This window comes from Caldisericaceae bacterium, assembly GCA_036574215.1.
In the GTDB taxonomy this organism is placed as follows: Bacteria; Caldisericota; Caldisericia; order Caldisericales; family Caldisericaceae; genus Caldisericum.
Genome location: JAINCR010000067.1, coordinates 1 through 12,988 on the forward strand (window position 1 = coordinate 1; position 12,988 = coordinate 12,988).

Below are 12,988 nucleotides of genomic sequence, written 5' to 3' on the forward strand. Positions count from 1 at the left end.
ACTTACGCAACTTATGGAGTTAAAGAAAAAAAGAGGATTATAAATAGAATATTGGATTTTCCTTAATATTGTATAGCGGCTGTTTAATTAGTTAACTGCAAATTTTTATCTTACTTTTATGGATAAATTAGGATACTCTTTTCACTGTCATTCTGAGGAGCACGTTCGCTTCGCTCAGTGTAAACTTTAGCGAAGGATCTTGCATTTGAGGGTATAAACCCCCCTCAAGACTTCTTCTAAGTAATAAAAACACCAAACGGATGAGATTCTTCACTTCGTTCAGAATGACGCCCAAAGGCAAACTGCGTCTTGTAAGAATAACACTTCGGAATATCCCCTCAAAACTCCCTTCCGGATAACAAAAAAACAATAAAATACCTTCTTACAACCTTTTTAAATAACTAAAAATAGGGGCGCCCTTCAATGCCCCGAATACTAAAAAGAGTAAAAGTGTCTTCCCAATAATTTTTATCCAAACTTTTCAAGAAAAATCTTATATCCAATATAAGTCGAATAAAGGTCAACTTTTGAAACAATTTCAAATGGTGCATGCATCGAAAGAAGTGCAGGTCCAATATCAATTATCGATATACCTTTTTCTGCCATAAATTTTGCCACAGTTCCTCCACCACCTATATCTACTTTTCCTAATTCACCAACTTGAAAAGGCACATTGTTTTCATTAAAAAGTTTTCTTATTTTAAAAACAAGTTCTGCTGATGCATCAGATGCACTGTATTTACCCCCCGAACCAGTAAATTTTGTTATCACTACACCATGACCAAAAATTGCAGAGTTCTGTTCATCAAAAACATCTCTGTATAGAGGGTCCAACGCAGCGTTAACATCTGCAGAGATGCCATAAGATTTATGAAGTGCTTCTCTTACAGAAACATTTTTAATTCCAGTCATGCTCATGTATTTTTCAATAGCATAGTCTAAAAAGTCTGATTGAGCGCCTGTGATACCGTCACTACCAATTTCTTCTTTGTCAAATAGCATTACTGCAATTGTTTTCTTTGGATTTTCTACGTCAAATAGGGCTTTCGCTGCTGTAAAAGCACAAATCCTATCGTCGTGTCCATATGATGCTATTGCACTTCTGTCAAAACCTACATCTCTTGCTTTTTCTGCTGGAACTAAGGTGAGTTCTGCGCTCATGAAATCCTCTTCCACAATGCCGTATTTTTCATTTAGAATTTTAAGGATTTTCATTTTAAATTTGTCCTTTTCAGATTCACTATCAGGTATACTTCCTATGATTGGATCAAGTGCTTCGCCTTGTATTACTTCTCTTGCATTTTGCTCCATCTGTTTTCTTGCAAGATGTGGAAGTAGATCTGAGATAACAAAAATAGGGTCATTTTCTTCTTCTCCAATGTTTAGCTCAAGTTTTGTGCCATCTTTAAGGATTATCACTCCGTGGAGTGCAAGAGGGATGGTAACCCACTGGTATTTTTTGATTCCGCCATAGTAGTGTGTCTTAAATAATACAATATCTGCACCTTCGTAAATGGGGTTTTGTTTAATGTCAATTCTTGGTGAGTCAATATGAGCAAAAATAAAATTCAGTCCATTTTCTACACTTTCACTTCCTTCTCTTATTAGCAGAATATTTTTGTTATCATTTATTGCAAAAACCTTATTCCCCATCTCATTTTGGAACAAATCTTTAAATCCCTTTGCTTCTGCCTCTTTGTGTAAGTAGTTTACTGCCTCTCTTTCGGTTTTTGCTTTGCTTATAAAATCCTTGTAAGAATCACTAAACAAGAAAACTTCATTGTGGTTAAATACTTCCCATAAGTTTTTTGTTGAATACTTGAGTTCCATTTTTACCCCCTTAAATTTTTAAAATTCTTTTCCATTATATCACAAAAAAACTTGCTTTTATTTGTAAATTTGGTATTATTTAGCAAAGGAGTTGATGGACATTGCAGGGCAACTTAAGTGATTTTAAGTTGGAAGAGATTATACAGAGTATCACAACAGTTAAAAAATCTGGCAAATTAGAAATTGACGGTGTAATGGGCGTCTATGGTATATATTTTTCAAATGGAGAAATCATTCATGCTAACGGTCCTTTTTCCATAGGGGAAAAGGCGATAATAGATGTATTTCTTGAAATTAACGGTGACTTCAAATTTATTACAAATATTGTTCTTCCACCAAGAACCATTAGACAAGACATTTTTGAAATTATTACAAACGGTATCAGTCTAAGAGAAGAGAATTTCCATATAATTAAACTCATCAAAAAATATACGAGATTATTGCCAAATTCAAAAGATACAGGCTTTGATTTATCTAGACTTGAGGTAAAAATGTTAAAATACATATTAGAAAATACACCAATTTCGATTATAATGGAAATGATGTCGCTTAGTTATTTGGAGTTTTTAAATGTCCTAAAAGGACTTTTAGATAAAGGCATAGTGACTTTAGGAGGTTAAATATGGAAGGAAGACTATCTAAAATCCAGATAGTATTAAACGAAGAGGAATTGAAGCATATAGAGGAAATTTTTGGGGAGTATCTTTCAGAATCTGAAGCAAAAGACATAGTGCTTCTCAATAAAAGCGGAGAGCTCCTCGCAAAGAGTGGAGATATTACATCGGATGTTGCGCAGAATATTTCTGCTCTTGCAGCTGGTGTTTTTTCTGCAACTAACGAGCTTGCAAGACTTTTAGGTGAGAAAGAATTTACCATTACTTTTCACCAGGGTCAGGAGACTAACATCCATATATCTCTAATAACTCAAAATGTTCTTCTTGCAATGATTTTCGATAATCGATTGCCTATTGGTGCTATAAGGTTTTGGGCTAAAAAAGTAAGCAATTTTACAAAGCCGGTCATTGAAGAAGCAGAAAAAAGAGCCCTTACCCAAACCCAGAAAATAATGGATGAAGATATCAATAAAGATATAGAAGATCTTTTTTAGAATTTCTCTATGGTGAAAAGATGAGCACGATTAATTTCGCAAGAAAAGAGATCTCTTTTAAAATAGTTTATTATGGGCCTGCTATGAGTGGTAAGACAACTAACCTCAGACAAATCTATTCTGGATTGTCAGATAAAGTTAAAGGTGATTTTACAAGTATTGCAACGGAAACTGAGAGGACTTTATTTTTTGACTTCCTCCCATTGGAGCTTGGTAGTATAAAAGGTTTTACGATAAGATTGAGTTTATACACTGTGCCTGGGCAATACATCTATAGATTAACTAGAAAATCTGTGCTAAGGGCAACAGATGGTATTGTGTTTGTTGCGGATTCTCAAATGGAAAAACGAGAAGAAAATATAGAGAGTTTTAAAGATATGCTTGAAAATTTGATTGATTTTGGAGAAGACCCTGACAGCATTCCCATAGTTTTGCAGTATAACAAGCGTGATTTAGATAACATTCTTACAGTAGAAGAGTTAGAACAAGATCTTAATCCAAATAAGAAATACCAATATTTTGAAGCTATTGCAGCAAAAGGCATTAACGTTGTTGAGACTCTTAAAACGATTACTAAATTAGTTGTTCAAAAAGCATAAATATTCTATGAAGTCTACATTTATTGGAATTGCAGGAGGCACTGGTTCAGGAAAAACAACCGTAGCAAAGATTATTCAAAAATCCCTTGGCAAAGATAAAACAGCTATTATTTCTATGGATTCTTACTATAAAGATTTTCCAGATTTATCACTTGAACAAAGAAAAAAGTTAAATTATGATCATCCTTCTATTTTTGATGTAGATTTATTAAAAAGTCATCTTGAGGATTTAAAGCACGGTATTCCAGTTAAAGTGCCTATCTATTCTTTTGAGAAGTATGCAAGAACCGGAGAATACGAAGATGTCTATCCAAAACCAATTATAATAGTTGAGGGAATATTACTATTTTATTATGATAATTTGAGAAATTTCTTTTCTATTAAGATTTTTGTTGATACAGATCCTGATGTGAGAATTATTCGACGTATTGAAAGAGATGTTCTTAACAGAGGTAGGACGCTAAAATCAGTAATCAACCAATACCTTGACACGGTAAAGCCCATGCATATCCAATTTGTTGAGCCTACAAAACAATTTGCAGATATAATTATACCTCGTGGTGGTAAAAATGAGATAGCAATGGATATAATTTTAGCAAAAATTAAGTCGATACTAAATCAATGATAAATTTTGATTTTAAAAATCTTTTTGGTAAAATGGTGTGCCATACTGGATAAGAAGGAGGCGCTTATGAGAAAACTCATTCTGCTGTTTGTTGTTCTCTTAATTGTATTCCCTCTTTTTAAAAGCCCTGTTGATATTAATGGGGCAGAACCTAAGTGGGAAAAACCTTTTGGTGTATATGGTGGAGAGATCGATAAAGTTGTTGTATCTGCCAATTTTTCTTCTGATAAAACGCTTTTTGCAGGAGGTATCCAAGGGTTTTATGTATCTTTTGATGGTGCAAATACTTTTAGCAGCATAAATCTTGATGTTGGGTTCAATAATATTTTTGAAGGTGTAAATGACTTTACATTATCAAATGACTTTTCTTCAAATAAAGAACTTTTCATCGCAACCAAGAACGGAATATATGTTACAAATGACTTTGGAAAGACTTTTAAAACTTTTCAATTGGGTATTGATGCAACATACATTACTCAGATTACAACTGACCCTAAAACTGGCACTTTGCTTGCTGTCGGGCTCTCTTATGAAAATCGTCAAGACGACAAGGTTGTGAATACAAATCTTCTAATGAAATACACAAAAGGTAATGGTAGATGGGTTACGATTTCAAAATTTACTTCAGATTATATTACCGCCATTTTCTCTTATAATGACAACTATTTTGTTGGCACAGAATACGGTAAAGTTTTTAAGATTGGTGCAGATGATAAAAAGTTGATATTTAGTGCAAAATCTCCTATTACAGATATTTCTGTGAATGAAAATGTTATTGGTATTTCAACATTGTATGATGGTGTTTATCTTTCTAAGGATTTTGAGAATTTTGTTAATGATTTACCATCAGCGCAGATTATAGGCGTTTTAGTTGTTGATTTTGACAATCTCTATGCACTTGCAAGAAATAAAAATTTATACATAAAGGAAAAAGGTGAGTATAGACCATTTAAAATGCCTTTTAACTCAACAAATATCTCATTTGATGTTACGCAAGATTCAATTTTTATTGCTTCTTATGAGTATGGGGTGATAAAATTTGATAGGCAATCGACAGAATTTACAATAGCAAATCAAGGTATAACAAATGTTAACACAACTTGTTTAAGTTTTTCTTTAAACTATGCTTCAAACAAAACGGTTTACCTTGGAACAAGTTTAAATGGATTGTATGTCTCTTATGATGGTGGTAAAAGCTTTTCAAATACTGGTAATTTAGATAATTATCAGATACTCGATGTAAAAGAGTTGTCAAATGGCAACATTGTGGTGGGGACTATTGGTTCGGGTTTGTTGGTCTCAAAAGATAAAGGGAAGACTTTCTCAAATATGGATATTCTTAAAAATAATTCAGTTTCAGTAATCTACGAATATAATGGTCAATTATTCATTGGTACTAAAGATACAGGATTGTATGTTACAGATTTAGATTTTAGTAGACTTTCAAAAATAAAAGATATTTATCCGTACGATGTAAGTATTAATTTTATAAAAGGTAATGGAAATTATCTATTCGTTGCAACCAATGGTGGTAATTTGTACAGATCTTCTGATTATGGCAAAACATTTAAAGAAATCGCTAATAATGCTTTCTGGGGTATGAGTATCACTGGCTTCGATATTTCACCAAATTTTATTAATGACGGTTTTATCTTTGTTGGCACCGCTTCAGGTGAATATGCATCATTTGATAAAGGAAATTCTTTTACAAGAGGCATTGATTTAGGTTTGTGGGCAGATGGTGTTGCAATATCTCCAAACTACGCTTTAGATGGGTGTCTTTTAGTTGGCGCGTGGGGACCATCTTCTACAACCTACGGTAGTATTTTTATTTCTCACAATAGAGGTATCAGTTTTAATGATATTGGTTATGGAATGACAAATAGGTATGTTGTGAGCGTTTATTTATCTCCTGATTTTTACTATGGGAATACTGGAAGTATTTTTGCAACAACTTCATCTGGAGGAGTTTTTAGATACACTTTTAAAACAGAAATAGTCCTTCAAATTGGAAGTAAAGATGTCTATGTTAACGGAAAACTTAAAACAATTGATGTAGCGCCATACATTAAAAACTCTAGGACTTTGGTGCCTATAAGATTTATTTCGGAAAGTTTTGGTGCGGATGTTTCTTGGGACTCTTTAAAAAGAGAGGTAAAAATTGTATACGCTAATAAAACCATTATTTTAACAATTGGTAAACCTACCGCTACTGTAAATGGTGTTCCTGTCCCTATTGATAAGGATAACCCTAAAGTTGTTCCAGAAATTACAAATAATAGAACTTTTGTGCCTTTAAGGTTTATTTCCGAAACTTTTGGAGCAAATGTGGAATGGGACAATTCAACCCGTAAGGTAACAATTACCTTAGGAGGATAGCATGAAAAACATTAAGAGAGTTTTACTTTTTACGTTGATTTTTTTAATTACTTTTCTTCCTAATATAGTGATACTTTCATATGAGCCAAATGAAGTTCTTATATCTCAAACATTTTCTTCAAAAACGGTTCTTTTAAATGAATTTATGAAGGCAAAAGAGGAACTTCTTATCAATATATACGGTTGGACAGATTTTGACTTTATTCCTACTTTAATTAATATTGCAAAAAAAGGAGTTAAAATTAAAGTTATGCTTGAAGAAGCTCCGTATCTATCTGAAACACAGAATTTTGATATAAGAGATATGCTAAGAAAATACGGAATTGAGGTAAGATGGGCAAAAGAAGACTTTTTCTTAACTCATGCAAAATACATTGTAATTGATGGAGCGATTGCCATTGTTTTAACTGGAAATTTTACATATTCCAGTTTTTCCAAAAATAGAGAGTTTGGATTAATAACATATAACACCGAAAATGCACAAGTTTTAAGAAACCTTTTTTATGCAGATTTTGAACGACTCCATTTCCAAAATACGAATCCAAATGTTTTGGTAAGCCCTATTGATTCAAGAGTAAAGGTAGAGAATGCCTTAAAGAGTGCTAAAAAAAGTGTCAAAATTTGGGAACAGAGCATCTCAGATCCAGAGATTGTTAAACTACTCCAAGACCTTAAAAAACAAGGGGTAGATGTAAAGATCCTTATGCCTGTTTCGTATGCTTCAAGCACAAAGGAATATTTAGGTGATTCTGTGCTTGCTTTACCAAACCCTTATATTCACGCAAAGGCTTTTATAGTTGATGATTCTTTTGCGTATATTGGTTCTAACAATTTTACCACACCATCTTTTGACAATGAAAGAGAAGTAGCCTTATTTACCTACGATAGTGAAGTTATTAATGAACTTAAAATGATATGGGATTGGGATTTAAGTCATTCTTATTCACCTTAGTGTTTGCATAATAGGTAGTTTATGTTACAATTTTCTCAGGAAAGGAGTAATGTATGGAAGAAGCAAAAATAGTCTCAGGTTTAAAAAAAAGAAGAAGAGTGCTTGAATACCTAACGGGTTATGGTTTTATTACACCAGCTTTAATAATCCTTGGTGTATTCGCAATTTTTCCCACCTTTTATGTTTTTTACCTTTCCCTGTTTGATTGGAGTATGATTGGTGGTAAAACTTTCATAGGCTTACAAAACTACATTGATCTTCTTTTTAAACCACCTTACGCAAATGACTTTTGGCATGCAGCTTTGGTTACCGTTGAATATGTGGTATTACAGGTTCCAATTACTATGTCGATTTCTCTTTTCCTTGCCACACTCCTTATGAAACCTATCAAATTTAGGGGCTTCTTTAGACTCGGTATTTTTGTTGCTTATGTTACTCCACTTGTTGCTACTTCAATCGTCTGGGAATGGATTTTTCACCCTGATTATGGTATTTTAAACTCTTTTCTAAAACTACTTCATCTTCCTCCATCACAGTGGTTAATCGGTTTTCCAAGCGCTCTTTTTGCCATAGTTATCTACACAGTCTGGCATGAGCTTGGTTATTCTACAATTCTTTTTATGGCAGGACTTACGTCTGTTTCAAAGGAGTTGCAAGAAGCAGCACAAATCGATGGAGCAAATGCAAGAGGAGTTTTTTGGCACATCACTTGGCCATTACTATCGCCTATAACATTTTACATTTTTATTATTTCTCTAATTGGTTCTTTTAGGATGTTTACACCAGTTCTTGTTTTAACACAGGGTGGTCCTTACAACTCGACAACTACAATTGGTTATATGCTTTACCGAGAGGCATTCCAATATTGGAGATCAGGTTTTGCAAGTTCTATTGCAGTGGTTCTTTTTGGAATTATATTTTTAATTACCATTATCCAGTTTAGAGTGACTGGGAAAAAAGTATTCTATGCTGAAGGATCGGAGGGAGAGTAACGTGAAAATCAATCTTAAAAAATCTAATTTTTTTACATATTTTATACTCAGTTTAGTTACGCTAATTATGGTTTTTCCATTTTACTGGATGATTGTTACATCTCTTAGCAAGCCTGAAAATCTATTTATTTTTCCACCAAAACTTTGGCCAGATTTTAATTTTAAAAATTATGTCGATATGTGGAATGCAAATCCACAAGGAGTATCTTGGACACGTTATATTCTAAACACTCTTTTTGTTGCTACTTCAACAACACTGCTTTCTTTGTTTAATTCATCTCTTGCAGGCTTTGCTTTTGCCAAGCTAAAATTTCCGTTAAGAAATCAAATATTTATGGTGATACTTGGCATCATGATGATACCTGGGGAACTCATGTTGATACCTAATTATCTTACACTTTTTAGGTTGGGGTGGTTAAATTCCTACCAAGCACTAATCATACCATTTGGAGCGAGTGTTTTTGGTATCTTCTTAACTCGCCAAGCCTTTAGACAATTACCTAACGAACTATGGGAAGCAGCACAGATCGATGGTTGTAGTATTGGGCGATTTTATTTTAATATTGCGCTTCCAATCGTAAGACCAACGCTTTTTGCTTTTGCGCTTTTTGTTTTTTTGGGTTCATGGAATGCATTCTTATGGCCATTAATTGTAAATACTAATCCAAATTTTATGCCTTTAGAAGTTGCGTTGTATTCTTTTATTGGAGCAGAAGGCACAAACTGGCAACTTCTTGCTGCCGCTGCAACTATGGCTACTTTTCCTGTTTTAATTCTTTTCTTAATTTTCCAAACACAATTTATTGAAGGAATCTCAAGAGGAGCTATTAAGGGGTAAATTTGTTTAAAAGAGGCGAGAGCCTCTTTTTTTGTTTTTGCAGTATAATTTCTAAAAAAGGAGGTTAGGAATGAAAAATAAAGTGGAGGTAGTAAGAAACATCTATCTTTTTGGTGTTAGTCTTACTGGAATTGTAATGTTTCTTGTGTCTGTAATAAGTCTTGTGCATTATATTATTACAATTTATTTTCCTTCAAAAGATTACAATATGGGAATGTATCCAGATATTTATTTGAAACAAGACTTTATAAGAAGTGTTGTTTTTATAGTTATCGGTTTGCTGTTGTTTTTAACACATTGGTATCTTATCGTAAAAGAAAAGCGTTTAGGAAAAACCGAGAATATTTTATATGAATCAAATTTGGGTTTCTTTGAATCGATATTTTTCTATTCCATTGCTTATATAGGCATTATCATTTTTAGCTCAAGTTTGGCTGGTATTGCAAACGGGTTTTACCATGTAGTGTATCCCCCTCCAGAAATGGATGAAGCAGGGAAAATCATAAAAGAAAGCGCTCCTTATATTACACGGGATATCGGCCAAATAATAGAAAGCTCTATTGGATTTGTTATTGGTATTATTACATTCTTAATAGGGTTTTTAAAAACACAATTTTCACTGCATAAGATAGAAACCTCCACATAATTATTACGTAAAAAGTAATAATTATGGTATAATTATATTAAGGAGGTTTTTATGAGCGTAAGAAAAGTAAAAGAAAACATCTTTTCCGTTGGAGTAAGCCATTGGGACAGAACCCATTTTGATGAAATTGTTACACTTCCAAATGGCACAAGCTACAACTCTTATCTTGTTTTTGGTGAGAAGAAGACTGCTCTTATTGATACTGTTGATCCATATTTAACGGAAGTGTTTATCAATAATTTAAGAAAGTTTGATGGGTTAAAAATTGATTATGTTGTCTCTTTACACGCCGAGCAAGATCATTCAGGAAACATTCCAAAAGTTCTTGAAATCTTTGGTGAGGCAAAAGTAGTTACAAATGAAAAATGTAAAGAACTTCTCATAGAACACTTGAATATTCCTGAGGAAAAATTTATTGTTGTAAGTGATGGTGAAGAATTAGATCTTGGTGGAAAAACGCTTAAATTTCTTTTAACTCCTTGGGTTCACTGGCCAGAAACGATGAGTGCTTATCTTAAAGAAGACAAAATACTTTTTAGTTGTGATTTCTTTGGTTCGCATTATGCAACTTCAAGACTTTTTGCTGATACCAGTGAACTTGTATTAGAGAATGCAAAACTATACTATGCTGAAATAATGATGCCTTTTAGAAATTTTATAAAAACAAATATCGAGAAAATTGAAAATTTTGACATTGAAATGATTGCACCAAGTCATGGTCCTATTTGGAACAAGCCAAGTTTTATAATCAATGCCTATAAGGAATGGATTTCTCCTTCTGTAAAAAACAAGGTTTTAATTCTTTATGTATCTATGCACGGTAGCACAAAAATCATTGTTAACGAGCTTTATAACAGATTAGTTGAATATGGTGTTGAGGTTTTGCCTTTTAATCTGTTTTCTGCAGACATTGGGAAAATCGCAATTAATGCTGTAGATGCAGCAACTGCTGTATTTGCAATACCAACTTTTTTAACTGGTCCGCATCCATTAGGTGCAAATGCAGCCTATGTTGTTAATGCCATAAAGCCAAAGCTCAGATTTGCTGGTTTTATTACTTCTTTTGGATGGGGTGGTGTAACCATTAAGTGGCTTAGAGACCATCTAAAGAATTTAAAGGCAGATACTCTTTTTGAGTTTGAGTTTAAAGGCATACCTAAAGCAAGTGATATAGAAAAAGTTAAAGAACTTGCCGAAAAAATTTACCAAGCGCATAAGTCTATTGGAATTTTATAAATATTGTGGTATAATTTCTTGTAAATTAAAATTATTATAAACAAGGAGGTTTTTATGGCTTTAAGAGATTTAATTCAAACAAGTGATTTTGTTAAAGAGAAACATGTACCTGTTATAGAAATTCTTGAGCAAGGTGAGAAGATGAAAATAAGGGTAAGTGTTGGCAAGGAGATCCCACATCCTAATACTACAGAGCACCATATATCTTTTATTGAGGTTTATTTTAAACCAGATGAAGGAAAATATCCCTATTTAATTGGTAGATTTTCTTTTGAAACGCATGGAGAATCAACCGAAGGTCCAAACACAGGAAGTGTTTATTCTGAACCCGATGTAACTTTTACCGCAAAACTTACAAAGAAAGGGCAATTGTTTGCATTGTCGTATTGTAATATCCACGGCTTGTGGGAAAGCGAAGCTGTGCAAATTTAAGGAAGGTTATCATGACTCAAAAATTTGAAATCTATAAATGTGAGATTTGTGGAAATATCGTAGAAATATTACATGAAGGAAAAGGTACCCTTGTGTGTTGCGGACAACCTATGGTAAAAATCGGAGAGAAGTTTAGCGAAGGCGAAGCAGGACAAGAGAAGCATATCCCAGTATTAGAGAGTTTAGAAAAAGGCACTATGATAAAAGTTGGATCGGTCCCTCACCCAATGGAAGAAGACCATTTTATTGAATGGATTGAGGTTTATAACAAAGATGGGAAAGTTGTTAGAGTTCCTTTGAAGCCAGGGGATCCTCCACAAGCCCATATTGGTTGGGGTATTGAGAAAATTCAAGAGGTGAGAGCCTATTGTAATAAGCACGGGCTTTGGGTTAAAAAGCTCATTTAGGAGGAGAAATGATTGACGAAAGTTTAGTTAATGTAATTAACGAACAAATAAATAAAGAATTCTATTCTGCATATTTATATCTTTCAATGGGACAGTATTTTGAAAAAAGAAACCTTAAAGGTTTTGGCCGTTGGTTTTATATCCAGTATAAAGAAGAAATAAAACATGCAGAAAAATTAATTTCTTACCTTAACGAAAGAGGTGGAAGAGTAATTTTAAAGTCTATTCCAGAGCCAAAGTTAGAATGGAATTCAGCTTTAGAGGCTTTTTCCGATGCATACGAACATGAAAGGTTTATTACGAACTCTATTGAAGGTTTGTTAAAACTTGCCATTGAAAAAGATGATTTTGCTACCCAGAACATGCTCAACTGGTTTATTGATGAGCAGATAGAGGAAGAAGCTAACACCTATTTGATTGTCGAAAAAATCAAACTAATTGGTGAAAACGGACAAATGCTTTATATGCTTGATAAAGAACTCGGTGCAAGGTCTGAATAATTTTGCATTCATTAAATTTTTGCCTCCCTATTGGGAGGCTTTTTTATTTTAATTTTTAAGGAGATTTTATGGAAAAAATAATCTTAAAAACAAAGAAACAAGAGGAAATGGTTGACATAACAGATTTAGTTAAAAAAGTAGTTGTAAATTCAAAGGTTGATTTTGGTATTTGTGTTGTTTATGTGCCACATACAACTGCAGCTATAACAATTAACGAAAGTTGGGATCCAAGTGTTAAAGAGGATATTGTAAATTTATTATCTAATTTAATACCTAAACATGGTCGGTATTTACATGTTGAAGGTAATTCGCATGCACATATAAAAGCTTCAATAATTGGCTCATCACGGACTGTAATTATCCAAAACGGCACACTTGCTTTAGGCACATACCAGGGTATATTTTTTATGGAGTTTGATGGTCCAAGAACAAGAGAAGTTTATG

15 protein-coding genes are annotated in these 12,988 nt (G+C 33.3%); 14 read left to right on the plus strand and 1 reads right to left on the minus strand.

Translation table 11 applies throughout. From position 1 onward, the window contains the following. Window positions 1-468: 468 nt before the first annotated feature. Complete coding sequence (locus K6343_04140) at window positions 469-1,830, minus strand: aminopeptidase (protein MEF3245154.1); 1,362 nt, start codon at window positions 1,828-1,830, stop codon at window positions 469-471. 128 nt (window positions 1,831-1,958) lie between these two features. Between K6343_04140 and K6343_04145 the strand changes: the two genes are divergently transcribed. The 14 genes from K6343_04145 to K6343_04210 form a co-directional block, all read left to right on the plus strand. After that, complete coding sequence (locus tag K6343_04145) at window positions 1,959-2,450, plus strand: DUF4388 domain-containing protein (protein ID MEF3245155.1); 492 nt, start codon at window positions 1,959-1,961, stop codon at window positions 2,448-2,450. Window positions 2,451-2,452: 2 nt separating this feature from the next. Then, window positions 2,453-2,938 carry a roadblock/LC7 domain-containing protein gene (locus K6343_04150; GenBank protein MEF3245156.1) on the plus strand — a complete coding sequence of 162 codons (486 nt, stop codon included), beginning with the start codon at window positions 2,453-2,455 and terminating at the stop codon, window positions 2,936-2,938. 20 nt (window positions 2,939-2,958) lie between these two features. Further along, window positions 2,959-3,537, plus strand: coding sequence for a GTPase domain-containing protein (locus K6343_04155; protein MEF3245157.1), 579 nt, complete (start codon window positions 2,959-2,961; stop codon window positions 3,535-3,537). A 7-nt stretch (window positions 3,538-3,544) separates the two neighbouring features. Next, window positions 3,545-4,162 (plus strand): uridine kinase, encoded by a 618-nt coding sequence (udk, locus tag K6343_04160; GenBank protein ID MEF3245158.1) that lies wholly within the window; start codon window positions 3,545-3,547, stop codon window positions 4,160-4,162. Window positions 4,163-4,228: 66 nt separating this feature from the next. Then, window positions 4,229-6,541, plus strand: coding sequence for a hypothetical protein (locus K6343_04165; GenBank protein ID MEF3245159.1), 2,313 nt, complete (start codon window positions 4,229-4,231; stop codon window positions 6,539-6,541). A 1-nt stretch (window position 6,542) separates the two neighbouring features. Continuing rightward, complete coding sequence (locus tag K6343_04170) at window positions 6,543-7,493, plus strand: hypothetical protein (protein ID MEF3245160.1); 951 nt, start codon at window positions 6,543-6,545, stop codon at window positions 7,491-7,493. Between the two features lie 53 nt (window positions 7,494-7,546). After that, complete coding sequence (locus K6343_04175) at window positions 7,547-8,485, plus strand: sugar ABC transporter permease (GenBank protein ID MEF3245161.1); 939 nt, start codon at window positions 7,547-7,549, stop codon at window positions 8,483-8,485. A 1-nt stretch (window position 8,486) separates the two neighbouring features. After that, entirely contained in the window at window positions 8,487-9,323 is an 837-nt protein-coding gene (locus tag K6343_04180) for a carbohydrate ABC transporter permease (GenBank protein ID MEF3245162.1), read from the plus strand. Between the two features lie 70 nt (window positions 9,324-9,393). Continuing rightward, complete coding sequence (locus tag K6343_04185) at window positions 9,394-9,969, plus strand: DUF5671 domain-containing protein (protein MEF3245163.1); 576 nt, start codon at window positions 9,394-9,396, stop codon at window positions 9,967-9,969. Window positions 9,970-10,020: 51 nt separating this feature from the next. Then, window positions 10,021-11,205: an FprA family A-type flavoprotein gene (locus tag K6343_04190; GenBank protein MEF3245164.1), complete on the plus strand. Its 1,185-nt coding sequence runs from the start codon at window positions 10,021-10,023 to the stop codon at window positions 11,203-11,205. A 54-nt stretch (window positions 11,206-11,259) separates the two neighbouring features. Then, window positions 11,260-11,637, plus strand: coding sequence for a class II SORL domain-containing protein (locus K6343_04195; GenBank protein MEF3245165.1), 378 nt, complete (start codon window positions 11,260-11,262; stop codon window positions 11,635-11,637). 11 nt (window positions 11,638-11,648) lie between these two features. Beyond that, entirely contained in the window at window positions 11,649-12,044 is a 396-nt protein-coding gene (locus tag K6343_04200; protein ID MEF3245166.1) for a desulfoferrodoxin, read from the plus strand. A gap of 8 nt (window positions 12,045-12,052) precedes the next feature. Next, window positions 12,053-12,544, plus strand: coding sequence for a ferritin (locus tag K6343_04205; GenBank protein ID MEF3245167.1), 492 nt, complete (start codon window positions 12,053-12,055; stop codon window positions 12,542-12,544). 68 nt (window positions 12,545-12,612) lie between these two features. Beyond that, window positions 12,613-12,988: secondary thiamine-phosphate synthase enzyme YjbQ (locus K6343_04210; protein MEF3245168.1), on the plus strand; the 376-nt coding region annotated here is incomplete at its 3' end.